Source organism: Pseudomonas sp. NPDC087626 (genome assembly GCF_044743405.1).
GTDB lineage: Bacteria > Pseudomonadota > Gammaproteobacteria > Pseudomonadales > Pseudomonadaceae > Aquipseudomonas.
Window position 1 is genome coordinate 153,601 of sequence record NZ_JBIUWJ010000001.1, and the last position, 23,898, is coordinate 177,498.

Sequence of the window (23,898 nt, forward strand, 5' to 3'; positions counted from 1 at the left end):
TTTGACTGGAGTGGTTATGGGTGATCGGCACGACTATGTGGCCCTTGAGTGGGTCAAGGGCGAAATTGCCGAAACGCTGAAGCAGGCTTACCTTGCCCTCGATCAACTGGTCGAGGACCCGCAGGCGCTGCACGCGCTCGAGCAATGCCTGGCAGGTATCCATCAGGTCCATGGCAGTCTGCAGATGGTCGAGTTCTACGGTGCGGCCCTGCTCGCCGAAGAGATGGAGCAACTGGCGGCAGCCTTGCAGCGTGGCATGGTGGCCCATCGCGACGAAGCTATTCGCCTGCTGCAACAGGCCCTCGGCCAATTGCCGATTTACCTCGACCGCGTGCTCAGCGCCCGGCGCGACTTGCCCCTGGTGGTGCTGCCGCTGATCAATGACTTGCGCAGCGCCCGTGGCGAAGGCCTGCTCGCGGAAACCAGCCTGTTCAGTCCACAACTGCAAGAACTGCCGGCCCTGACGGAGGCGCAACTGGCGCTGCTGGCGCCGGCAGACTTGCCCAATGTGTTGCGCAAACTGCGGCAGATGCTGCAGATGGGCCTGGTCGGCCTGCTGCGCGAACAGGACGACAGCACTAACCTGGGATACCTGGCCAAGGTCTTTGCACGCCTTGAGGCGCTGTGTGCCGACGCGCCATTGAGCCCGCTGTGGCAGGTGGCTTCAGCGCTGGTCGAAGGCATGCTCAGTGGCCGTATCGATAACAGTCCGGCACTGCGCAGCTTGTTCAAGGACACCGACAAGGAACTCAAGCGCCTGCTGGAACACGGCATGCCGGCCATCAACCAGGCAGCGCCGCCCGAATTGCTGAAAAGCCTGCTGTTTTATATCGCCAAGGCGCAATCCCCCAGTGCCCGGATGTTAATCATGAAAGATCGCTACGGACTGGATGACGCCTTGCCTGACAACGCCTTGCTCGATGCAGAGCGCGCGCGCCTGGCTGGGCCTGACCGCGACGCCATGCGCTCGGTGCTGGCCGCCTTGTGCGAGGAACTGGTGCGGGTCAAGGAACGCCTGGACCTGTTCGTGCGCAGCGACCGCCAGCATGCCTCGGACCTCGACAGCCTGCTGGCGCCACTGCGGCAGATTGCCGACACCCTGGCGGTGCTCGGTTTTGGCCAGCCGCGCAAGGTCATCATCGACCAGTTAGGCGTGGTGCTGAGCCTGGCCCAGGGGCAGCGCGAGCCCAACGATGCGATCCTGATGGACGTCGCCGGTGCCTTGCTCTACGTCGAGGCGACCCTGGCGGGCATGGTCGGTATCGTCGAGGAAAACCGTGAAGAAAGCCGGCTGCCGACCACCGACCTGACGCAGATCCACCAGATCGTCATCAAGGAAGCCCGCCTCTGCCTGCAACAGGCCAAGGACATGATCGTCGAATACATCGATGCCCACTGGGATCGCCAGCCGTTGCAGTTACTGCCGGACTTGCTGACCCAGGTTCGTGGTGCGCTGGCGATGATTCCCCTGCACCGTGCGGCGAGCCTGCTGGAAGCCTGCAACAGTTACATTCGTGAACACCTGCTGGCGGACCGCACGCCGCCGGATTGGCAGCACCTGGACAACCTGGCCGATGCCATCACCAGCATCGAGTATTACCTGGAGCGCTTGAGCGAGGACCCGCAAACCCTCGGCGAGCAGGTGCTGGATGTGGCCGAACAGAGTCTGGCGACACTCGGCTATCAGCCCAGCGCGGTTCATCTGCCACCGTTCAATCCGTCGCCGAGTGCCGATGGCGGTCGGTTCGCCGAAGCTGACCCGGCCGCCCAGCAGTCGCTGGCAGATGCCCTGGCCAGCCCGGTGTCGGCCGTCAACCCGCCGGCCGTGAGTACCCCCGACAGCCTGCAACCACCGCCGGCCGATGAAGAACCGGTGGATGACGAGTTGCGCGAGGTGTTCCTCGAGGAGACCGCCGAAGTCCTGGATATCCTGCGCGAGTACCTGCCGCGCTGGTCGGCCAACCCAGGCAGTGCTGCGCTCCTGGGCGAACTGCGGCGGGCCTTTCATACCTTGAAGGGCAGTGGACGGATGGTCCGCGCGCTGGTGCTCGGCGAACTCGCCTGGGCCGTGGAAAACCTGCTCAACCGAATACTCGAACACAGTGTCGAGCCTGGGCCGCAGGTCGATGAGCTGTTGCGCGACACGCTGCACCTGCTGCCAGAGCTGGTGGCGGAATTCGCCGCCAGCCACCAGCGCCAACGCGATGACGTGGACCACCTGGCAGCCCGTGCCCACGCGTTGGCCCGGGGCGCGGCCCTGCCCGAGCAAGCGAGCGGAGCGCACGCTGGCGCCGCCGATCCGCAGTTGCTGGAGATCTTCCGCAACGAAGCCGACAGCCACCTCAACAGCCTCCAGCGCTTTCTCGAGCAGGCCGCCGAACATCTGCCGTTGCAGGCCACTGACGAGTTGCAGCGTGCGCTGCACACCCTCAAGGGCAGCGCGTCGGTGGCCGGTGTGGTACCGATCGCCGAGCTGGCGGCACCCTTCGACCAACTGGCCCGCGAATACAAGGCGCACCTGTTGGCCCTGGACCTGGATGAAGTCGAACTGCTGCTGGAGGCCGAAGGCTTGCTGCGCCGCGGCTTGGCGCAATTGCAGGGCAACCCGCTGGTGGAAATCCGCGGCGCGCCTGATCTGATCCTGCGCACCCAGGCCCTGCTCGCCGAGCGCCTGGAAGCCTTGCACAGCTCGCCCGACAGCGGTGTGCGGATCAAGCGTGACCCGCAGTTGATCAACAACTTCCTGGCCCAGGGCATGGACATCCTGCTGGACGCCGAAAGCCTGTTGCAACGCTGGCAGCAACACCCCGGCGAGCGCCAGGAACTGACGGCCTTGCTGGATGAGCTGACGACCCTGGGTGAGGGCGCACACCTGGCCGACCTGCACCCGATGGATGAGTTGTGCGAGGCCTTGCTCGACCTGTATGGCGCCGTGGAGGAAAGCAGCCTGGCGGTCAGCGAGCGGTTCTTTCACGAGGCCCAAAGTGCCCATGAAGCCTTGATCAACATGCTCGACGAACTGGCGGCAGGCCAGGAAGTCAGTCACCAATCGGCTCGTGTGCACGCCCTGCGCGATCTGCTTAATGAGGGCCTGGATCCGTCCGCGATGGGCCTGATCCGCAGCGACGGCAGCCGCACCCTGAGCATTACCGAACTTGGCAGCGTCACCGCCGAACTCGGGCAGTCCTCGCCGACGCCGTTGGCGGCGGACGATGAAATGGAGGCGATTTTTCTCGAAGAGGCCGTGGACATTCTGGAGAGCGCCGGGCAGGCCTTGCAGCGTTGGCTCACGGAACCGCAGAACCCTGCGCCGTTGTTGTCGCTGCAGCGCGACTTGCACACCCTCAAGGGTGGGGCGCGGATGGCCGAGATCGGACCGGTGGGTGACCTGGCCCACGAGCTGGAAAGCCTTTACGAGGGGTTGGTGGACCGGCGCTTGAGCTATAGCACCGAGCTTGGCCAGTTGTTGCAGCAGAGCCACGACCGCCTCGCGCAACTGCTGGAGCAACTGCAACGCCAACAACCGCTGGGCGATTGCACGGCATTGATCGAGGCCATCGCGCAGTGGCGCCAAGGCAGCGCCAACCCTGCCGACGCCGCTGCACAGGTGCCCGCCGACGATGCGCCGGGTAATGACCCGGAGTTGCTGGAGATCTTCCTCGAGGAAGGCTTCGACATCATCGACAGTTCGGGCGCAGCCTTGCTGCGCTGGCAGGCCGACCCGCAAAGCCGCCAGGAAATGGAAACCCTGCTGCGCGATCTGCACACCCTCAAAGGTGGCGCGCGAATGGTCGAGATTGCGCCGATTGGCGACCTGGCCCATGAACTGGAATTTCTCTACGAAGGCCTGTCGACCGGCTTGCTGCAGGCCACACCGGCGCTGTTCGGGCTGTTGCAGCGCAGCCATGACCGGCTGGCGCAGATGCTCGACGCTACCCGTGCCGGTCAACCGGTAGCGCCGGCCGAGCGCCTGCTCGAGGCCATCCAGGCCTTCAGTCACCCCTCGGCGGTCGAGCGTGCTGCGCCATCGGTGGCGCTCGACAGCCTGGCGCAGAACAAGCCGGAGCCGTCCGCGCCGCCCGCTGAAGCGGGCGCCGATATGGTCAAGGTGTCCGCCGAACTGCTCGACGACCTGGTCAACCTGGCCGCCGAGACTTCGATTTTTCGTGGGCGTGTCGAGCAACAGGTCAACGATGCCCGGGTGACCTTGAGCGAGATGGAAACCACCATCGAGCGCATGCGCGATCAACTGCGCCGCCTCGACACCGAAACCCAGGGACGCATCCTCAGTCGCCAGCACGTCGACGCCGAGCGCCTGGGCTACGAAGAATTCGACCCGCTGGAAATGGATCGCCATTCGCAACTGCAGCAGTTGTCGCGGGCGATGTTCGAGTCTGCTTCCGATCTGCTCGACCTCAAGGAAACCCTCGATCGGCGCAATCTCGACGCCGAGAACCTGTTGCAGCAACAGGGGCGGATTAACAGTGAGCTGCAAGAAGGCCTGATGCGCACGCGCATGGTGCCGTTCGAACGGATGCTGCCGCGCCTCAAACGCATCGTCCGCCAGGTCTCCAGCGAGCTGGGCAAAGACGTTGAGTTTATCGTCGGCAACGCCGAAGGCGAGATGGACCGTAATGTCCTTGAGCGCATGGCCGCCCCGCTGGAGCACATGTTGCGCAACGCCATCGACCATGGCCTGGAGTCTGCGCAAGTACGCCGCGCTGCCGGCAAGCCCGAGCAGGGGCGGATCAGCCTGGACCTGTCCCGCGAGGGCGGCGATATCATTTTCGACATCCGTGACGACGGTGCCGGCGTGCCCCTCGATGCCGTACGGCGCAAGGCGATCAAGCGCGGGCTGCTGGCCCCCGAAAGCAGCCTGAGTGACCGCGATGTGCTGCAGTTCATCCTGCAGCCCGGCTTCTCTACTGCCGAGAAAATCACCCAGATCTCCGGGCGAGGGGTGGGCATGGACGTGGTGCATGAAGAAGTGCGCCAGCTCGGCGGCCTGATGAGCATTGACTCGGTCCCGGGCAAGGGCGTGCATTTTCGCATTCGCCTGCCGTTCACGGTGTCGGTCAACCGCGCGTTGATGGTGCAGTGTGGCGAGGATCTGTACGCGATCCCGCTCAATACCATCGAGGGCATGGTGCGAGTCCTGCCCAGCGAACTGGAGGCCCGCTATCAACTGGATCCGCCCCGGTACGAGTACGCCGGGCAATGTTACGAGCTGTGCTACCTGGGCGAGTTGCTCAAGACCAGTATTCGCCCGCGCTTGCTGGGGCAGAACCTGCCGCTGCCGGTGCTGCTGGTGCAGTGCAACGAGCGGCATATCGCGGTGCAGGTCGACGCCATGGCCGGCACCCGGGAAATCGTGGTCAAGAGCCTCGGCCCGCAGTTTGCCGCGGTCCAGGGCCTGTCCGGCGCGACGATTCTCGGTGATGGCCGGGTGGTGCTGATTCTCGACCTGCTGGCGCCGTTGCGGGCGATGCAGGTACGTTTGCCGGCGCCGGCCGCGACCAGCCCGGAAGGCGAGCCGCAGCGCTCGATGCTGGTGCTGGTGGTGGACGATTCGGTCACCGTGCGCAAAGTCACCAGCCGGCTGCTGGAGCGCCACGGCATGAGCGTGCTCACGGCCAAGGACGGGGTGGACGCGATGCAGTTGCTGGAAGAGCACATGCCCGACCTGATGCTGCTGGACATCGAAATGCCGCGCATGGACGGCTTCGAAGTGGCCACCCAGGTGCGCAACGATCCCCGCCTGCAGCACCTGCCGATCATCATGATTACCTCGCGCACCGGGCAAAAACACCGCGACCGGGCAATGGCCATCGGCGTCAACGACTACCTCGGCAAGCCGTACCAGGAATCGGTGCTGCTCGACAGTATCGCCCTGTGGAGCAAGGCCCATGCTTGAGCACCGTACCAGCCACCTCACCGGGCTGCTGCTGCCCCTGGCCGACCGCACCCTGATCCTGCCCAACGTCGCCGTTGCCGAGCTGATCGACTACCAGCCCGGAACCTTCGACCTCGACTCACCGCCCTGGTACCTGGGCCAGGTCAACTGGCGCGACCGCCAGATCCCCCTGCTGAGTTTCGAGTCGGCCTGCGGCAGCAAAACCGTGATCGGCGAACGCGCCCGCATCGTCATCCTCAACACCCTGGGCGGGCGAGCCAACCTCAGGTTCATCGCCCTGCTGGTCCAGGGCATCCCACGCTCCTGCAAGCTCGACAGCCAGTTGAGCTACGTCGACGTGCCGCTGTGTGCACTGGAACAGGCAGCGGTACAAGTCGTCGATCACGTAGCAAAAATCCCCGATTTGCTGGCGTTGGAGGCGTTGTTGGTGGGGGCGGGGTTGGTCATAGAACATGGGATTTCTTGATAAGTCTCAAAAAGGGACCTATCGTTCCCTTTTTGAGACTTATTGGTGCTGGCTGTGCAAACCCTTTCACTCAGCAACGCCCTATTCACGGTGACCCAGCAAAAAGTGCTGGGGTTACTCTACGGCAAACCCGATCAGAGCTTTTATGCCAATGAGATCGCTCGCTGGGCTCAAGTGGGCAAGGGCAGCCTTATGCGTGAACTGGAGCGTTTGAATTCGGCGGGCGTACTGAAGATGACGCGCAGGGGTAATCAGACCCACTACCAGGCCAATGAACAGTGCCCGATCTATCGTGAATTGGCAGGCATTGTGCGCAAGACCTTTGGCATTGCCGACCCCTTGCGCCGTGCCCTAGCGCCCTTTGCGGAGCAACTTATCTGGGCCTTTGTCTATGGCTCTATCGCCAAGGATCAGGCCAACGCATCCAGTGACATAGACCTGATGCTGATTGGCGAAGGTCTGCACTACAGTGAAGTCATGGAACGATTGATACCCATGGAAGAGCAACTGGGTCGTCCGCTTAATCCGACGCTCTACACCCCTGAGGACTGGGCCGGAAAGTTGGCTGCGGGCAACAGCTTCGTGCTGCGGGTGGCGCAACAGGAAAAAATCAATTTGATAGGGGTAAACCCTTTGGAGGCCAAGGATGGGCAGCAGCGAGAGTCTGGAGAACCTTCTACGTAGTGGATCCCTCAAAGCCGAGCCACCTGATCGAAAGGAATGTGAAGGGTTGATGCGCTCGGCGACCGATCGACTGAGGGATGCGAGCAGCCCTCAACTCTCGTTTGCCAGCCGGTTCGATCTGGCCTACAACGCTGCTCATGCCCTCGCGCTGACTGCGTTACGGTTGCATGGGTATCGATCAGACAAGCGATATCTGGTTTTTCAGTGTCTGATTCATACCGTGCAATTGAGCAAGCTTCAGGTTCGGTTGTTTGCCTTGTGTCATGAGCGCAGGAATCTGGCTGAGTACGAAGGTTACATGGATGACGACGAGTCACTGCTTGCACAATTGCTCGGCAGTACCCATGAACTGTTGATCCGTGTAGAGAAAGCCATGGCCGATTGAGGGTTATGAATCTGTGCAGGTGGAGTCGCTGGCGCACCAGTCTGATTCAACCACTATGCGTTGGAAATAATGCTCTTTCAGGCTGTCAGCTTTGGCCTTGCGCACTGTTTTTGTGATTTCGAGGTGAGAGGCCCATGTACCACGGAGAAAGATTCAACGCCTGGAGCCATTTGTTCGGGGCGGTTGCGGCGTTTGTCGGGGCGGTCTGGTTGTTGGTGGTGGCCAGTCTCGATGGCAGTCCATGGAAGATCGTCAGCGTGGCGATCTACGGGGTCACACTGCTGGTGCTGTACAGCGTGTCGACGGTCTATCACAGCGTGCGCGGACGGGCGAAGGTGATCATGCAGAAGGTCGATCATTTGTCGATCTACCTGCTGATTGCCGGCAGCTACACGCCTTTTTGCCTGGTGACCCTGCGCGGGCCCTGGGGCTGGTCGCTGTTCGCGATTGTCTGGACGCTGGCGGTGATCGGCATGCTGCAAGAGATCAAGCCGCGCTCCGAGGCGCGGATCCTGTCGCTGGTGATCTACGCGGTGATGGGCTGGATTGTGCTGGTGGCGGTCAAGCCGCTGATTGCCGCGCTGGGCATCACGGGGTTTGCCTGGCTGGCGGCCGGCGGAGTGTTTTACACCGTCGGTATCATATTTTTCGCCCTCGACAGCCGGCTGCGCCATGCCCACGGGATCTGGCACCTGTTTGTCATCACCGGCAGCCTGCTGCATTTCGTGGCGATTGCGCTTTATGTGATCTGATCGCAGGGGGCTGCGCTTTGGCGGCGTAACTACGCCCGCCCGACCAACCTGTCCAGTTGCTCCTGCGCGCGGCTGCTGAAGATGCTCAGTAGCTCGTTCAGGGTGTGCGGTGGCGGCTCGGTCGCGCGGGTCACCGCGTACAGGGTGATCGGCAGCGCCGGCGCCAGGGGGCGGATGGCGGTGGTCCCGGGTGAGGCGCCCAGGGCGGTGAAGGGGTCGATCACGGTCAGGCCGGCCCCGGATTCGACCATCGCCCTGGCCAGTGAGTACGTCTGCACCGCGATGCTGACCCGGGGCGGCGGCTCGACCGCCTTGAGGTAACTGTCGAGCCGGGCCGACAGTGGATCGGCACTGGATAGCCCGATCAACGGCGCATCGGCCAGGGCCTGCAGCGGCAGCGGTTGGCCTTCTTCTTCCAGGGGCCAGTAACCCGCCGGCGCCAGCGCCACCAACACCCCGCTGGCCAGCGCCTGGGCCTTGAGTCCCGGGTGATCGGGCAGTTGCAGGGTCAGGGCGACATCGATTTCACGCATCAGCAGGTTCTGCACCAACTCACGACTGTGGGCGCTGGACAGCTCGCAGGCGATCTCCGGATAGCGTTGCGTCCACTCATGAATGGCCGGGGGCAATAACGACAGGGCCAGGGCCGGGGTCGCGCCGATCCGCAGGCTATGGCCCGGCTCGCGGCGCAGGCTCTGGGCCAGGCGTCGCACTCCTTGCAGGCTTTCGGTGACCTTGTCGACCTCACGCTCCAGTTCCAGCGCCTCCGGGGTGGCCTGGAGTTTGCCGCGCACCCGCAGAAACAGCGGGAAGCCCAGGTGCTGCTCGGCGTGTTGCAGCACTTTGGTCACGGCGGGTTGGGAGACGTGCAGCAATTGCGCGGCAGCGCTGACCGAACCGGTCTGGCGGATGGCCTGGAAAATCTCGATGTGGCGAAGGCGCATGGTGAGTCCATAACCTTTGTTTATGGGATGACCATCTTTATTCATTGTTCGGCGCCTGTCACCTGGCTCTAACCTCGGGCTCGTCTCAACCACGATTAAGGACTGACATGGCTCAGCGTGTATGCATCATCGGCGGCGGCGTCATCGGCCTGGCAACGGCCTACGCACTGGTGCGCGATGGCGTTGAGGTGACCCTGGTCGAGGCGCGGGATTCGCTGGGCAGCGAAACCAGCTTTGCCAATGGCGGCCAGTTGTCCTATCGCTACGTGGCGCCCCTGGCCGATGCAGGCGTGCCGTTGCAGGCCATTGGCTGGATGTTGCGTGGTGACTCACCGCTGAAGCTGCGTCCACGCTTCGACCCGGCGCAGTGGCGCTGGATGGCGTCCTTCCTGGGTGCCTGCCGTTCTTCGGTCAACCGCGCCAACGCAGCCCATCTGTTGCGCCTGGCGCTGTTCAGCCAGTCCACCCTGCAGACCTGGCGCGAAGCCGATGCCCTGGAGGGTTTCCACTGGCGGCGCAACGGCAAGCTGGTGACCTTTCGCAGCACCGCCAGCTTCGAGCATGCCCGCCAAAAACTGGCCGACCCCCAGCAACAACAGGTGCTGTCGCCCGCCGAGTGCGCCCGCCTGGACCCGGCACTGGCCGATGCACCCTTCGTGGGTGCGATTTACACCCCGGATGAGGAAGTCGGTGACTGCCACGGTTTTTGCCAGCAACTGGCGGCGCGTTTGCGGGCCTCAGGTCGTTGCGAGTTCCGCCTGGGCCAGGCCGTGACCGGCATTCGCCAGGCCAATGGTGTGGTGAGCGCAATCGAACTGGGGGATGAAGTGCTGCCAGTGGAACATCTGGTGATTGCCGCCGGTCATCGCAGCCCACTGCTGGCGTTGCCTGGGGTGCACCTGCCACTGTACCCGCTCAAGGGTTATAGCCTGACTGTGCCGATCGGCGCCCAACATCGGGCCCCGGACCTGAGCATCACCGACTATGACCGCAAGATCGTCTACGCCCGCATTGGCGAGCAACTGCGGGTGGCGGCCATGGTCGACATCGTCGGTTTTGACCCGGCGCTGGACCCCAAGCGGCTGGCCCTGATCAAGCGCCAGGCACGCGACACCTTTGCCAATGCCGGCGACTACGAGCAGGCCATCGAGTGGGCCGGCATGCGCCCGGCGACCCCTAGCGGCGTGCCGCTGCTGGGCGCAACGGCGTATTGCAACCTGTGGCTTAACCTCGGCCATGGCGCCCTGGGTTTCACCCTGGCTTGCGGCAGCGCGCAGTTGCTCAGTGAGCTGATCGGCCAGCGCCGCCCCTCCATTGACCTGCAGGGCTTTACGCCCCGTGCGGCCTGAAACCATTACCCAAGAGAAGGACTATCCGATGACCATCAGCCGTATCCAGACCAATCCACGCTTGTCCGCTGCCGTGACCTTTGGCGAGCTGGTGTTTCTCTCCGGCCAAGTACCGGGTGATGCCACCGACGCCACTGGCCAGACTCGCCAGGTGCTGGAAAAAATCGACGCGCTGCTGGCCGAGGCGGGCAGCGACAAGGATCATCTGCTCAGCGCGACCATTTACCTGAAGGATATTGGTGAGGATTTCGCGGCGATGAATGACGTCTGGTCGGCCTGGTTGTCGCCTGGCCAGGCACCGAGTCGCACGACCTTGCAGGCCGAGTTGGCCCGCCCGCAGGTGCGAGTCGAAATCAGCGTTATCGCGGCCCGCCGCTAAGTAATCCATCACCCACAACGGAGAATAACAATGCAAAAAATCACGTTGCTCGGCTGCACCCTGGGCGTGTTGCTCGGCACTCAAGTGCAGGCTGAAGAAGCCCCGCTGGGCCCGACCCTGAGCAAGATTGCCAGCACTAACAGCATTACCCTGGGTTATCGCGATGCGTCGGTGCCCTTCTCCTACGTGGGTGATCACTCGGGTCAACCGATGGGTTACTCGGTGGACCTGGCGAGCAAGATAGTCGAGCGTGTGCAGCAGAAGCTCGCAGCGCCCCAGCTCAAGGTCAAATACAACCTGGTGACCTCGCAAACCCGTATTCCGCTGGTGCAGAACGGCACGGTCGACCTGGAATGTGGTTCGACCGGCGTGACCGCTGAGCGGCAAAAGCAGGTGGCGTTTTCCTACGGCTTTATCTATGTCAAAGGCCAGTTGCTGACCGCCAACGACAGTGGGGTCAAGAGCTTCGCCGACCTGCGCGGCAAGAACGTGGTGACCACCGCCGGCACCACCAACGAGCGCTATCTGAAGAGCTACAACGTCGATAACAAGATCGACATGTTCGTGATCAGCGCCAAGGACCACGGCGAAGCCTTCCAGATGTTGCAGTCCGGTCGGGCAGCGGCGTTCTACATGGACGATGCATTGCTCTACGGCGAGCGCGCCAAGGCTCGCGACCCGCACAAGTGGGTGGTGGTCGGGGAAGAGCAGTCGCGGGAGATCTACAGCTGCATGGTGCGCAAGGACGATCCGCAGTTCCTGGCGCTGGTGAACTCGACGTTGGGCGAGCTGTACAGCTCAGGGGAAATCAACGGGATCTACCAGCGCTGGTTTGAACAGCCGATCCCGCCAAAAGGCTTGAACCTCGAGTTCCCGATGACCAGCGAACTCAAGGCGATCATTGCCAAGCCGACCAGTGATCCGGTGCAGTGATTTTCAGCTCAAGAACTCGCAGGCTAAGGGCTTAGAAATCGCCCCATAGCTGTTGTGCTACCGCCAGCGCCACTACCGGCGCGGTTTCGGTGCGCAACACGCGAGGGCCGAGGCGTGCGGCGTGAAAACCGCCCGCCTTGGCCTGCTCTACTTCAGTGTCCGACAAGCCACCTTCGGGGCCGATCAGAAATGCCAGGGTCGCGGGCTTGGCGTGGCTGGCCCATGGCTCTGCCACCGGGTGCAGCACCAGTTTCAGCTCGGCCGGGACCTGCTTGATCCAGTCTGCCAGCAGCATCGGCGGATGGATCACAGGCACCCGCGAGCGCCCACATTGCTCGCAGGCGCTGATCGCGACCTGGCGCCAGTGCTGCAGGCGTTTGTCGGCGCGCTCGTCCTTGAGTCGTACTTCGCAGCGGTCACTGAAGATCGGCGTGATTTCACTCACCCCCAGCTCCGTGGCTTTCTGAATCGCCCAATCCATGCGCTCACCCCGGGACAGGCCCTGGCCCAGGTGAATCTGCAGCGGCGACTCGATTTGCCCGGCGAAACTTTCGCTCAACGCCACGCGCACGCGTTTCTTGCCGACTTCCACCAGTGTGCCGAGGTATTCCTGGCCTGAGCCATCGAACACCTGCAGCGCATCGCCCTCGGCCATGCGCAGCACGCGGCTGATGTAATGGGCTTGGGCCTCCGGCAGCTCATGCTCGCCAAGGCTCAAGGGGGCATCGATAAAAAAGCGCGACAGTCTCATGCGGGGTCTCTGTAAAAGGGGTCGTTCATCTGAGTTGGATTTGCCTGCTTAGGCACAGCCCTTGTAGGAGCTCGTGGCTGCTAGCCCGGATCACGGAACCCTGGGTGGAAGTCCTTCGGCACGGCGACACTGACCGAGTCGCGGGTGGCGATGTCGATGCCTTCGCTGGCCACTTCGGCGAGGAAGTCGATCTGCTCGGGGGTGATCACGTAGGGCGGCAGGAAGTACACCACGCTGCCCAGCGGGCGCAACAGCGCGCCGCGCTCCAGGGCGTGCTGGAATACTTTCAGGCCCCGACGTTCTTGCCAGGGATAGGCTTCTTTGCTGGCCTTGTCCTTGACCATCTCGATGGCCAGCACCATGCCGGTCTGACGCACCTCCGACACGTTCGGGTGATCGGCCAGGTGTGCGGTCGAGGTCGCCATGCGCTGGGCCAGGGCCTTGTTGTTCTCGATGACGTTGTCCTGCTCGAAGATATCCAGGGTCGCCAACGCGGCGGCACAGGCCAGCGGGTTGCCGGTGTAGCTGTGGGAATGGAGGAACGCGCGCAGGGTCGGGTAGTCGTCGTAGAAGGCGCTGTAGACCTCGTCGGTGGTGACGCAGGCCGCCAGCGGCAGGTAGCCGCCGGTCAGGGCCTTGGACAGGCACAGGAAGTCCGGGCGGATGCCGGCCTGCTCACAGGCAAACATGGTCCCGGTGCGGCCGAAACCGACGGCGATTTCGTCGTGGATCAGGTGCACGCCGTAGCGGTCACAGGCCTCGCGCAGCAGTTTCAGGTACACCGGGTGGTACATGCGCATGCCGCCCGCGCCCTGGATCAACGGCTCGACTATCACTGCTGCAACGCTGTCGTGATGCTCGGCCAGGGTGTGCTCCATCGCCGCGAACATGTTCCGCGAGTGTTCCTCCCAGCTCATGCCGTCGGGGCGCAGGTAGCAATCGGGGCTCGGCACCTTGATGGTGTCCAGCAGCAGGGCCTTGTAAGTCTCGGTGAACAGGGGCACGTCGCCGACCGACATGGCGGCCATGGTCTCGCCGTGGTAGCTGTTGGTCAGGGTGACGAAGCGCTTCTTGTTCGGCTGGCCGCGGTTGAGCCAGTAGTGAAAGCTCATTTTCAACGCGACTTCGATGCACGATGAGCCGTTATCGGCGTAGAAACACCGGGTCAGCCCTTCGGGCGTCATTTTCACCAGGCGCTCGGACAGTTCGATTACCGGTTGGTGGCTGAAGCCGGCGAGGATCACGTGCTCGAGTTGATCGACCTGATCCTTGATCCGCTGGTTGATCCGCGGATTGGCGTGGCCGAACACGTTGACCCACCAGGAGCTGACGGCGTCGAGGTAACGCTTGCCTTCGAAGTCCTCCAGCCACACCCCTTCACCGCGTTTGATCGGGATCAACGGCAGTTGTTCGTGATCTTTCATCTGGGTGCAGGGATGCCACAACACCGCGAGATCGCGCTGCATCCACTGATTATTCAAGCCCATGTAAATTCTCCTCGAGACGGCGCGCTGGTTTCGCGGGCAAACAATCGCGCAAGCCTATGCAATGCTGGGCATGCGGACAACCTATTGTGGTTTTTTCAGTTACCTGGGCTGACGAGAAACCCGCTTTGGAGGGCGCGCTTGTGGTGCTAGGAGGACAAGTGTCGGACGTGGTTAATCTTTCCTTAACCATCCGACACCAGACTCCAGATCGTATTTCTCGATATTTCAAAGCGAATTTTTCCGCTTTAATTCGATAGATAACTCGATAGTCTTGGTCGCAGTTCTTACAGGATTTGGGCAATGCAGCTACGTAACTCTTCCTCCCGCTACGGTTGGGTCAGTATTTTCATGCACTGGGGTGTAGCCCTGGTAGTGGTGGGTCTGTTCGCCCTGGGCTTGTGGATGGTCGGGCTGGATTACTACAGCACCTGGCGCAAGGACGCCCCGGACCTGCATAAAAGCATCGGTCTGGTGCTCTTCGCGGTCATGCTGCTGCGGGTGCTCTGGCGTTTGATCAGCCCGCCACCACCGACCCTGGCCAGCTACGATCGCCTGACTCGCGTCGGCGCCAAGCTCGGTCATGGGTTTCTGTATCTCAGCCTGTTTGCGGTAATGATTGCCGGTTACCTGATTTCCACCGCTGACGGTGTCGGGATACCGGTGTTTGGCCTGTTTGAAGTCCCTGCCCTGATTTCCGGACTACCGGACCAGGCAGACCTGGCCGGTGTGATTCATTTCTACCTGGCATGGGCGCTGGTGATTGTCTCCGGCCTCCATGCGTTGGCAGCATTGAAACACCACTTTATCGATCGTGATGTGACCCTGGCACGCATGCTGGGTCGCAAAGCCTGATGTTCAACCTCGACTCCAAGGAATAGAAAGCATGTTGAAAAAGTCTCTCGCCGCTCTGGCAATCGGTACTGCTCTGCTGTCGGCTAACGTGATGGCAGCCGATTACGTTGTCGACAAGGAAGGCCAGCACGCCTTCGTTGACTTCAAGATCAGCCACCTGGGCTACAGCTTCATCACCGGTACTTTCAAGGATATCGACGGCAAGTTCAGCTTTGACGCTGCCAAGCCTGAAGCCAGCAAGATCGAATTCAACGTTAATACCTCCAGCGTATTCACCAACCACGCCGAGCGCGACAAGCACATCGCCAGCGCTGACTTCCTGAATGCGAGCAAATTCGCCAAGGCGACGTTTGTTTCCACCAGCGTCAAATCCACTGGCAAGAATGCCGATGGCAAGGAAACCGCTGATGTCGCAGGCGACCTGACCATCCTGGGTGTGACCAAGCCAGTTGTGGTCAAGGCCACTTTCCTGGGTGAAGGCAAGGATCCATGGGGCGGCTACCGTGCTGGCTTCGAAGGTACTACCCAGATCAAGCGTAGCGATTTCGGCAAGCAGAAGGACCTGGGCCCTGCTTCCGACGCAGTCGAGCTGTACGTTACGTTTGAAGGTGTGAAAGCGAAGTAATATTCGCCGCTACAAAAAACGCCCCGGCTCACAAGAGCCGGGGCGTTTTTTTTTACGCAGGAAAAATCAGCGGTTGCGGGTCAGCAGCGCTGGTTTTTCGCCACGTGGACGGCTTGGCAGTTGATCGAGTTGCTCAGGTGTCGGGAACCGGTCGGTCTTCGACTCCTTGTGAATGATCTTCGGTGCCGGACCACCGCGCGGGTTTTGTACCGCAGGTTCCTGGCGTGGCTGATCATCACGGGCTGGGCGACGGTTGCGGGACTCCTCGCGACGGGCCTGGCCGTCACGGGGGGCGCCACTGCGTGGGCCGCTGCGCTTGGCAGGCGGGGTGCCAGTGCTGGCGCCGCTGCTGTTGCGTGGACCGTTCTGCCGGCCCTGTGGCTGGCCAGTGCGTGGAGCACCGGCGCCTGCGCCTGTGCCTTGTGCCGGGGCACCTGGACGGCGACCACGGCCCTGGGCCGGTTTCTGTTGTGGCACGTAGTCGACGCGGTTACCGAAGTTATCCACATCGTCGTCGAGGAACTCGTCCGGTGCCCGATCAGCGGTCGCACGTGGGGCAGGGCGCTGCTGTTCGCGGGCAGGCGTGCCTTCACGCGGCTTTTGCGCCGGGCGCTCGCCACGGCTGGCTGCCGGCTTTTCCTTGCCGCCCTTGTCCTTGCCTTTGTCCTTGCGACCGCCACCACCGCCGCCGCCGTTCGGACCGTCGCCGCGCGGGCCACGTGGGTTGCGCGGGTTACGCACATCCGGACGCTCGCGCACTTCTGGCTTCTCGGCCTCGACGCTGCTGGCATCAAACCCCATCAGGTCGCCATCGGCGATCTTCTGCTTGGTCATGCGCTCGATGCTTTTCAGCAGTTTTTCTTCGTCCGGGGCGACCAGCGAGATCGCCTCGCCCGAACGACCGGCACGGCCAGTACGGCCAATGCGGTGCACGTAGTCTTCGTCGACGTTCGGCAGTTCGAAGTTGACCACGTGTGGCAGTTGGTCGATGTCCAGGCCGCGTGCCGCGATGTCGGTGGCAACCAGGATCCGCACTTCACCGGCCTTGAAGTCGGCCAGGGCTTTGGTGCGGGCGTTCTGGCTCTTGTTACCGTGGATGGCTACGGCGCTCAGGCCGTGTTTGTCCAGGTACTCGGCCAGGCGGTTGGCGCCGTGCTTGGTACGGGTGAAGACCAGTACCTGTTCCCAGGCGCCAGCGGTGATCAGGTGCGCCAGCAGCGAACGCTTGTGGCTTGCCGGCAGGCGGAACACACGTTGCTCGATCCGCTCGACCGTGGTGTTCGGTGGCGTGACTTCGATGCGCTCGGGGTTGTGCAGCAACTTGCCGGCGAGGTCGGTGATGTCCTTGGAGAACGTCGCCGAGAACAACAGGTTCTGGCGTTTGGCCGGCAGACGGGCCAGGACCTTCTTCACGTCATGGACAAAACCCATGTCGAGCATGCGGTCGGCTTCGTCGAGCACGAGGATTTCCACGTGGGACAGGTCGACGCTGCCTTGACCGGCCAGGTCGAGCAAGCGACCCGGGCAGGCTACCAGCACGTCAACACCGCGGGCCATGGCCTGAACCTGAGGGTTCATGCCAACACCGCCGAAGATGCAGGCACTGACGAACTTGAGGTCGCGGGCATAGAGCTTGAAGCTCTCGTGCACCTGGGCGGCCAGTTCGCGGGTCGGGGTCAGGACCAATACGCGCGGTTGGCGCGGGCCGTGACGCTGGGACTTGTCCGGGTGACCGTTGGGGAACAGGCGTTCCAGAATCGGCAGGGCAAAGCCGCCGGTTTTGCCAGTGCCTGTCTGTGCCGCAACCATCAAGTCGCGACCTTGCAACACGGCGGGAATGGCCCGCTGTTGCACCGGAGTAGGCTGGGTGTAGCCGGCGGCTTCGATGGCGCCGACTAAAGCCTCGGAGAGACCGAGGGAAGCAAAGGACATGAGTAATCCTGTTTTAGTTAGGGCTTGGCCCAATGGGATAGTCTTGCCTGGCGCGAGTGGCGTTTGAGAGAAGCGCAATCGCGTCCGGTCCTGCTGGGCCCTGATGGCTCATCTGCGAGTGCTCGCGCGGGCTGAAAAGCTGCGCTGTAGCGATGTCGAGAGGCCTGAAACAGTGCCGAGCGTCCGGGCGTAAGCCTGGCGGGAAGGCCGGAGTATAACAGAGCAATCACTGTGCGCTGCTTTCCTGCTGCTCAACGGTTTTTTCTTCATGGGCTTGCGGGGTCACAAGCGTCAGGTCCTTGGCCGGTGCGGCGCCATAACGTGCGCTGAGTTGGGCGTACGCCGGTTCACGCTTGAAGCGCTTGAGTTCGGCGCCGAAACGCTGCACCAGCAGGTCCATGCCGGCATTGCGGCGCACGGCCAGGAATTGGCTCTCGCGGCTGATGACGGTCGGGTTTTCGCTGATCTGGTCTCGCAGGTCCAGGCTGTCGAGCAGGGTTTGCCCAACCCGGCGGTCGGTAATCAACAGGTCGATGCGCCCGCGTGCCAGCTTGCCGAAGTTGGCTTCATGGGTCGGCGCCGGCTCTCGGGTAAACAGCGTGGATTCACGAAAGTCCTGGCTGTACAGGTAGCCGGGGGAGGTGCCGATGGTCAGGCCGCGCAGGTCTTCCAGGGTGTTGAACGGGTGCGGGCGGGCGTTGGCATAGAACATCACGAACTCGACTTGCGACAGCGGTTCGCTGGGGTAGAGCAGGGTGGCGTCGCGTTCGTTGCTATGGAAGATGTCCAGTGCGCCGTCGGCCAGCCCTTGATCAAGCATGGCCAGGCAGCGCTTCCAGGGCAGGAACTGCCATTGCACTTCGATTCCCAGGCGCTGGAAGACAATGGCCGTGGTTTCGTAGTCCAGCCCCCGGGGTTGGCCATTTTCCTCGTACACGTAAGGTGCCCAGGGCTCGGTGACGATGCGCAACTTTTCCGCCCGGGCAGCAAAGCTCAGGCAAACGAGAAGCGCGGCTGTCAGCAATTGGGCAATGACGGGCATCGCTGGAGATTACGACGAGAGGCGGGGAAATAGCTAGAGGCGGTCTAGCCCGAGGCTTAGTCGCCTTTTGCCTGCATCAGATGTAGGTAGATGGCTTCGCGTCGCCGGCCCAGCACCAGGCGGTTGATCGGGTGGTTGAACCAGCGTTCCAATTGATCGTTTTCCAGTGGTCGTTTCAGGCGTTTTTCCACATTGGCATGAGCCTTTTCCCACCAGACCGGCGTACAGGCTTGATCAAACGGATTGGCATGGCGGTAGCAGCCGTAGAGGATTTCACGCATGAACTGGCGCTGCTGGCGGGGCAGGGCCAGGGTCACGATTTTATAGGCCAGGCGCTGCAGGGCCGGTGGCCGCGGCAGAGTCGCCGTCACCAGGGACGTTTCGTCCAGGGCCAGGGTGCTGGTGGGGTTGGCGCGGTGTTTTTCCAGCCAGGCATTGGTCTTGGCGCGAAACAGCTCCTTGCGGCTCCAGTAGTGATGGATCAGGTCCGGGCATTCACGCACCTGACGCTGGCGGTAGGTGACCACCGACAGGCAGAACTCCTCAAGGGTGTAGGCGCCCTGGGCCAGGGGATACAACTCGTCCATCAGCGCCAGGGAGTGGGCGAGGATGTCGGCATCTTCGCGGTACAGGCCGATGACCCCGGAGTTCAGCAGGGGCATCTGGTCGTCCGCCAGTTGCCGCTGTTGCAGCACCTCGGCCAGGGTCTGGTAGAGGCGGGTCTGCTTGTTGCTGCCGTAGGACATGCCGAGGGTGTTGCACAGCAGGGTGCCGGGCTGGATGCGCCGGAACAATTCCAGGGGCGAGCAGTGGAAGAAGGTGTCGGTGTCGATCAACAGGGCCAGCTCCGACTCGGCCATCACCTGTTGCATGACCGCGTGTTTGGCGCGGAAGTGGTAGCCGTGGGGGGCGATCCAGCCCTGACGGGTGGCTTCGTCGAACTGGCGAATCCGTACTGGCAGGTCGCGGTAAGGCGCCGGGTCGTCGGTGAAGACCTGGATGTCGAGCGCTTCCCCCGGCGTCTTGCGCAGGCCCGCCAAAGCGCTGGCAATACTGAAGAGTGCTTCCTGGTGGTAAGTGCAGGCACCGTAGACCAGGTAGATCAGTTGTGGGGTCGGAGTTGGGCTAGGAATCGACATCTACTACGGTTTTCCCGGTTGAGTGACAGATAAAAAAAGGCCCTGGGGTTCGCCAGGGCCATTTTTCTGAATGCACTGCCGTGATCAGCGCGGCAGTTTCAGATTGTTCCAGACAGCGAGGCTAGGATCAGCCTGGTTCAGGGTATAGAAATGCAGCCCTGGTGCGCCGCCCTGCAACAAACGTTCACACATCTGCGTGATCACCTGCTCGCCGAAACCCTGAATGCTCTGGGTATCGTCGCCGTAGGCTTCCAGCTGCTTGCGGATCCAGCGTGGGATTTCCGCGCCGCAGGCATCGGAGAAGCGCGCCAGCTTGCTGTAGTTGGTGATCGGCATGATGCCCGGCACGATCGGGATGTTCACGCCCATCGCCCGTACACGCTCGACGAAGTAGAAGTAGCTGTCGGCGTTGAAGAAGTACTGGGTGATTGCGCTGTCGGCGCCAGCATTGGCCTTGCGCACGAAGTTGGTGAGATCGTCTTCGAAATTGCGCGCTTGCGGGTGCATTTCCGGGTAGGCGGCAACTTCGATGTGGAAATGATCACCGGTTTCTTCACGAATGAATTGCACCAGGTCATTGGCGTGGCGCAGTTCGCCGCTGGCCATGCCCATGCCCGACGGCAGGTCACCGCGCAAGGCAACGATGCGGGTGATACCCGCCGCCTTGTACTGAGTCAGCAGGCCGCGCAGGTCGGCCTTGCTGTCGCCTACGCAAGACAGATGCGGTGCGGCAGGGACTTTGACTTCGCTTTCCAGCTGCAACACGGTGTTGATCGTGCGATCACGGGTCGAACCACCAGCGCCATAGGTGCAGGAGAAGAAATCGGGGTTGTAGGTGGCCAGCTGACGAGCAGTGGCGAGCAGCTTTTCATGCCCAGCATCGGTCTTGGTCGGGAAGAACTCGAAGCTGTAGCGACGATCTTGTGACATGGTCGTATCCTTGGAAACACGTAGTGCGGAGGCTGGCCCCCTGTAGGAGCGAGCTTGCTCGCGAAAAACGTAAGAGCAACGCGTTCATCCAGACAGCACGCGTTATCGTTTACGACCATCGCGAGCAGGCTCGCTCCTACAGGAGAGCAGGCGATGCTGTGCGCAGGACACACCGCAATCGCCAGCAAACCTGCGGCCTATCAGTAACGGTAAGCGTGCGGCTTGAACGGACCTTCGACGGTCACACCGATGTAGTCGGCCTGGGTCTTGGTCAGTTGAGTCACGACGCCGCCGAAACCGCGGACCATTTCCAGGGCCACTTCTTCGTCGAGTTTCTTTGGCAGTACTTCAACGGTCAGGCGCTCGGCTTTCTGGGCTGGCGACAGGTCGGCGTACTTCTGGCCGAACAGGAAGATCTGCGCCAGGACCTGGTTGGCGAACGAGCCGTCCATGATGCGGCTTGGGTGACCGGTAGCGTTACCCAGGTTCACCAGGCGACCTTCGGCCAGCAGGATCAGGTAGTCGTCGTTCTGTGCGTCGAAATCGCCAGGGCCGGTGCGGTGGATCTTGTGCACCTGTGGCTTCACTTCTTCCCATGCCCAGTTCTTGCGCATGAAAGCGGTGTCGATTTCGTTGTCGAAGTGGCCGATGTTGCAGACAACAGCGCGCTTCTTCAGGGCCTTGAGCATGTTCGAGTCGCAAACGTTGACGTTACCGGTGGTGGTCACGATCAGGTCGATCTTGCCCAGCAGCGCCTTGTCGATGCTTGCTTCGGTGCCGGTGTTGATACCGTCGATGAACGGCGATACCAGTTCAAAACCGTCCATGCAGGCTTGCATGGCGCAGATCGGGTCAACTTCGGAAACCTTGACGATCATGCCTTCCTGACGCAGGGACTGAGCGGAACCCTTGCCCACGTCGCCGTAGCCGATGACCAGCGCTTGCTTGCCGGACAGCAGGTGGTCGGTACCACGCTTGATCGCGTCGTTGAGGCTGTGACGGCAGCCGTACTTGTTGTCGTTCTTGCTCTTGGTCACCGAGTCGTTGACGTTGATGGCCGGGATTTTCAGCTCGCCCTTGGCCAGCATGTCCAGCAGGCGGTGCACGCCGGTGGTGGTTTCTTCGGTCACGCCGTGGACACGATCCAGAACCTGTGGGTACTTGTCGTGCAGCAGCTGAGTCAGATCGCCGCCGTCGTCGAGGATCATGTTGGCGTCCCATGGCGCGCCATCTTTGAGGATGGTTTGCTCCAGGCACCACTCGTACTCAGCTTCGGTTTCACCTTTCCAGGCGAATACCGGAATGCCGGCAGCGGCGATGGACGCGGCAGCCTGGTCCTGAGTCGAGAAAATGTTGCAGGACGACCAACGCACTTCGGCACCCAGGGCAACCAGGGTTTCGATCAGCACGGCAGTCTGGATGGTCATGTGGATGCAGCCGAGGATCTTCGCACCCTTGAGCGGTTGCTCTTCGGCGTACTTGCGACGCAGACCCATCAGGGCCGGCATTTCCGATTCGGCGATGATGGTTTCGCGACGGCCCCAGGCAGCCAGGGACATGTCGGCGACTTTGTAGTCGGTGAAATCTGCAGGCGTGTTGACAGCGCTCATGAAGAGCCTCCATTCGTAATGTATGCGAATGGGCGCCGTTGTGCGTTTAGTGTCCGGCCATTCAAGGCCAGGCAACGCCCCATCCGAGCCTGACAGGTCTAGCCTGCTGCAGCGCCCCTCGGACAGGTGGCGGGAAAACGGTAGCAATTGAAGATGACCGTTTTGAAACGGGGGCGATTATAGCGGGCTGGGCGGATCTTCCAAAGGGTTTCTGTCGGCTGGTTGATAATCTTGATCGAGACCATAGTCGATGCTGCGTAGAGCTCTGCGTCGGGCTCTGCCATGATGGGCGGCATCAATCGGCAAGACGGTCAGGAGTGAGCATGAATTTCCACACCCGCAAATGGGTAAAACCCGAAGACCTCAACCCCAACGGCACGCTGTTCGGCGGTAGCCTGTTGCGCTGGATCGACGAAGAAGCGGCGATCTATGCCATCGTCCAGCTGGGCAACCAGCGCGTGGTCACCAAGTACATTTCCGAAATCAACTTTGTCAGCGCCTCGCGCCAGGGCGACATCATCGAACTGGGCATCACCGCCACCGAGTTCGGTCGTACCTCGATCACCCTGACGTGCGAGGTGCGCAACAAGATCACCCGCAAAAGCATCCTCACAGTGGAGAAGATGGTCTTTGTGAACCTCGGCGAGGACGGTCTGCCGGCCGCGCACGGGCGGACCGAGATCAAGTACGTCAAGGACCAGTTCCAGGATGGCGCCGGCGTCGAGTGATGCAAGGCCTGTAGAACGGAATCTGTGCTGCGCAGGTCATAGCTAGATATCCCGCCACCGGTTGCGCATCCCATGAGCTCGGCACACGACGGCAAGACCCCGAACCTTTCGGCGCAGGAACAGCACGACGTCGACAAGAACCAGCCACCGCGCGCGGCAGTGTTGCACGAGATCATTCGTACCCAGGGTGACCAGGAGCTGGAGCGCAGTGTCGCTGCGCTCTGGTGGTCTGCCTTGGCCGCCGGTTTGACCATGGGCCTGTCGCTGATGGCCATGGGGCTGCTCAATTCGCGGCTGCCGGACGGCGAGGCCTTCAAGGTGATCGCCAGTTTTGGCTACTGTGCCGGGTTCCTGGCGGTGATCCTCGCCCGCCAGCAGCTGTTCACGGAAAACACCCTGACCGCCGTGCTGCCGGTCATGACCAAACCCACGTTGAACAATTTCGGCCGGCTGTTGCGCCTGTGGACGGTGGTCTTGTTTGGCAATTTGTGTGGGACCCTGCTGGTGGCCTACGTGATGTTGCACCTGCCGATTTTCGACACCAAGACCGACCTGGCCTTCCTCGATATCGGGCGCAAGGTCATGGAAAACGACGCCAGCAAGATGTTCGCCAAGGGCATCGTCTCTGGCTGGATGATCGCCACCATGGTCTGGATGATTCCGTCCATGGAGAGCGCCAAGATGTGGATCATTATCCTCATCACTTACCTGATGGCGCTGGGGGACTTCACCCACATCGTGGTCGGTTCGGCCGAAGTCTCCTACCTGGTGTTCGCGGGCCAATTGTCATGGGCGGACTTCTGGTTGGTGTTTGCAGGTCCTACGCTGGCGGGGAACATCATTGGTGGCAGCTTTATCTTTGCCTTGCTGAGCCATGCGCAAATTCGCAGCGAGAGCGGGCCGCCGAAGAAGGCTGAAGAGTCTGTGGCTGCCCCCGACAGATTGCACAAGTGAGGCCCCGGTTCACCTATCAAGCGTTGGTAATAGACTGAATTT

Annotated in this window: 20 protein-coding genes and 1 riboswitch; of the genes, 12 read left to right on the plus strand and 8 right to left on the minus strand. The window is 62.0% G+C overall.

Annotation, left to right across the window (positions count from 1 at the left end; genetic code table 11):
- Positions 1-16 precede the first annotated feature (16 nt).
- The 5 genes from ACIOVD_RS00755 (at position 17) to ACIOVD_RS00775 (ending at position 8,201) form a co-directional block, all read left to right on the plus strand.
- A complete protein-coding gene (locus ACIOVD_RS00755) occupies positions 17-5,914 on the plus strand; it encodes an Hpt domain-containing protein (protein ID WP_401125537.1) in 5,898 nt (1,965 codons plus the stop codon).
- Positions 5,907-6,380 (plus strand): chemotaxis protein CheW, encoded by a 474-nt coding sequence (locus ACIOVD_RS00760; RefSeq protein ID WP_401125539.1) that lies wholly within the window; start codon positions 5,907-5,909, stop codon positions 6,378-6,380. Before ACIOVD_RS00755 ends, ACIOVD_RS00760 begins: the two co-directional genes overlap by 8 nt.
- Before the next feature lie 54 nt (positions 6,381-6,434).
- A complete protein-coding gene (locus tag ACIOVD_RS00765; RefSeq protein ID WP_320333196.1) occupies positions 6,435-7,064 on the plus strand; it encodes a nucleotidyltransferase domain-containing protein in 630 nt (209 codons plus the stop codon).
- Positions 7,027-7,449: a hypothetical protein gene (locus ACIOVD_RS00770; protein ID WP_320333195.1), complete on the plus strand. Its 423-nt coding sequence runs from the start codon at positions 7,027-7,029 to the stop codon at positions 7,447-7,449. Before ACIOVD_RS00765 ends, ACIOVD_RS00770 begins: the two co-directional genes overlap by 38 nt.
- 134 nt (positions 7,450-7,583) lie before the next feature.
- The gene (locus ACIOVD_RS00775) at positions 7,584-8,201 is read left to right on the plus strand and encodes a hemolysin III family protein (protein ID WP_401125541.1); all 618 of its coding nucleotides are present in this window, start codon (positions 7,584-7,586) and stop codon (positions 8,199-8,201) included.
- A gap of 29 nt (positions 8,202-8,230) precedes the next feature.
- Here the strand turns inward: ACIOVD_RS00775 and ACIOVD_RS00780 are convergent, their stop codons facing one another.
- Positions 8,231-9,145 carry a LysR family transcriptional regulator gene (locus ACIOVD_RS00780; protein WP_095164490.1) on the minus strand — a complete coding sequence of 305 codons (915 nt, stop codon included), beginning with the start codon at positions 9,143-9,145 and terminating at the stop codon, positions 8,231-8,233.
- A 107-nt stretch (positions 9,146-9,252) separates the two neighbouring features.
- Between ACIOVD_RS00780 and ACIOVD_RS00785 the strand changes: the two genes are divergently transcribed.
- The 3 genes from ACIOVD_RS00785 to ACIOVD_RS00795 are packed head-to-tail and all read left to right on the plus strand — an operon-like array spanning position 9,253 to position 11,806.
- Positions 9,253-10,494, plus strand: a complete 1,242-nt coding sequence (locus ACIOVD_RS00785; protein ID WP_159998382.1) for a D-amino acid dehydrogenase — start codon at positions 9,253-9,255, stop codon at positions 10,492-10,494.
- A gap of 28 nt (positions 10,495-10,522) precedes the next feature.
- Positions 10,523-10,873: a RidA family protein gene (locus ACIOVD_RS00790; protein ID WP_320333193.1), complete on the plus strand. Its 351-nt coding sequence runs from the start codon at positions 10,523-10,525 to the stop codon at positions 10,871-10,873.
- Positions 10,874-10,903: 30 nt separating this feature from the next.
- On the plus strand, positions 10,904-11,806 hold the full coding sequence (locus ACIOVD_RS00795; RefSeq protein WP_095164485.1) for a transporter substrate-binding domain-containing protein: 903 nt from the start codon (positions 10,904-10,906) through the stop codon (positions 11,804-11,806).
- 31 nt (positions 11,807-11,837) lie between these two features.
- Here the strand turns inward: ACIOVD_RS00795 and ACIOVD_RS00800 are convergent, their stop codons facing one another.
- Together ACIOVD_RS00800 and ACIOVD_RS00805 are read right to left on the minus strand one after the other, a co-directional pair.
- Positions 11,838-12,557, minus strand: coding sequence for a 16S rRNA (uracil(1498)-N(3))-methyltransferase (locus ACIOVD_RS00800; protein WP_401125545.1), 720 nt, complete (start codon positions 12,555-12,557; stop codon positions 11,838-11,840).
- 80 nt (positions 12,558-12,637) lie between these two features.
- On the minus strand, positions 12,638-14,044 hold the full coding sequence (locus ACIOVD_RS00805) for an adenosylmethionine--8-amino-7-oxononanoate transaminase (protein WP_095164481.1): 1,407 nt from the start codon (positions 14,042-14,044) through the stop codon (positions 12,638-12,640).
- 300 nt (positions 14,045-14,344) lie between these two features.
- Between ACIOVD_RS00805 and ACIOVD_RS00810 the strand changes: the two genes are divergently transcribed.
- Together ACIOVD_RS00810 and ACIOVD_RS00815 are read left to right on the plus strand one after the other, a co-directional pair.
- Positions 14,345-14,896 (plus strand): cytochrome b, encoded by a 552-nt coding sequence (locus ACIOVD_RS00810; protein WP_095164479.1) that lies wholly within the window; start codon positions 14,345-14,347, stop codon positions 14,894-14,896.
- A 31-nt stretch (positions 14,897-14,927) separates the two neighbouring features.
- Positions 14,928-15,521: a YceI family protein gene (locus ACIOVD_RS00815; RefSeq protein WP_095164477.1), complete on the plus strand. Its 594-nt coding sequence runs from the start codon at positions 14,928-14,930 to the stop codon at positions 15,519-15,521.
- Positions 15,522-15,587: 66 nt separating this feature from the next.
- Here the strand turns inward: ACIOVD_RS00815 and ACIOVD_RS00820 are convergent, their stop codons facing one another.
- From ACIOVD_RS00820 to ahcY, 5 genes are all read right to left on the minus strand, one after another.
- Positions 15,588-17,453, minus strand: a complete 1,866-nt coding sequence (locus tag ACIOVD_RS00820) for a DEAD/DEAH box helicase (protein WP_320333189.1) — start codon at positions 17,451-17,453, stop codon at positions 15,588-15,590.
- 226 nt (positions 17,454-17,679) lie between these two features.
- Positions 17,680-18,495: an ABC transporter substrate-binding protein gene (locus ACIOVD_RS00825; protein WP_159998376.1), complete on the minus strand. Its 816-nt coding sequence runs from the start codon at positions 18,493-18,495 to the stop codon at positions 17,680-17,682.
- Positions 18,496-18,551: 56 nt separating this feature from the next.
- Complete coding sequence (locus tag ACIOVD_RS00830) at positions 18,552-19,634, minus strand: hypothetical protein (protein ID WP_401125550.1); 1,083 nt, start codon at positions 19,632-19,634, stop codon at positions 18,552-18,554.
- A gap of 84 nt (positions 19,635-19,718) precedes the next feature.
- On the minus strand, positions 19,719-20,564 hold the full coding sequence (gene metF / locus ACIOVD_RS00835) for a methylenetetrahydrofolate reductase [NAD(P)H] (RefSeq protein WP_401125553.1): 846 nt from the start codon (positions 20,562-20,564) through the stop codon (positions 19,719-19,721).
- A 200-nt stretch (positions 20,565-20,764) separates the two neighbouring features.
- Positions 20,765-22,174 carry an adenosylhomocysteinase gene (gene ahcY / locus ACIOVD_RS00840; protein WP_401125555.1) on the minus strand — a complete coding sequence of 470 codons (1,410 nt, stop codon included), beginning with the start codon at positions 22,172-22,174 and terminating at the stop codon, positions 20,765-20,767.
- 23 nt (positions 22,175-22,197) lie between these two features.
- Positions 22,198-22,300, minus strand: a riboswitch (S-adenosyl-L-homocysteine riboswitch).
- 197 nt (positions 22,301-22,497) lie between these two features.
- Between ahcY and ACIOVD_RS00845 the strand changes: the two genes are divergently transcribed.
- Both ACIOVD_RS00845 and ACIOVD_RS00850 read left to right on the plus strand, forming a co-directional pair.
- Complete coding sequence (locus tag ACIOVD_RS00845; RefSeq protein WP_027617039.1) at positions 22,498-22,902, plus strand: acyl-CoA thioesterase; 405 nt, start codon at positions 22,498-22,500, stop codon at positions 22,900-22,902.
- A 72-nt stretch (positions 22,903-22,974) separates the two neighbouring features.
- Positions 22,975-23,856 carry a formate/nitrite transporter family protein gene (locus tag ACIOVD_RS00850; RefSeq protein WP_401125558.1) on the plus strand — a complete coding sequence of 294 codons (882 nt, stop codon included), beginning with the start codon at positions 22,975-22,977 and terminating at the stop codon, positions 23,854-23,856.
- Positions 23,857-23,898: the final 42 nt, after the last annotated feature.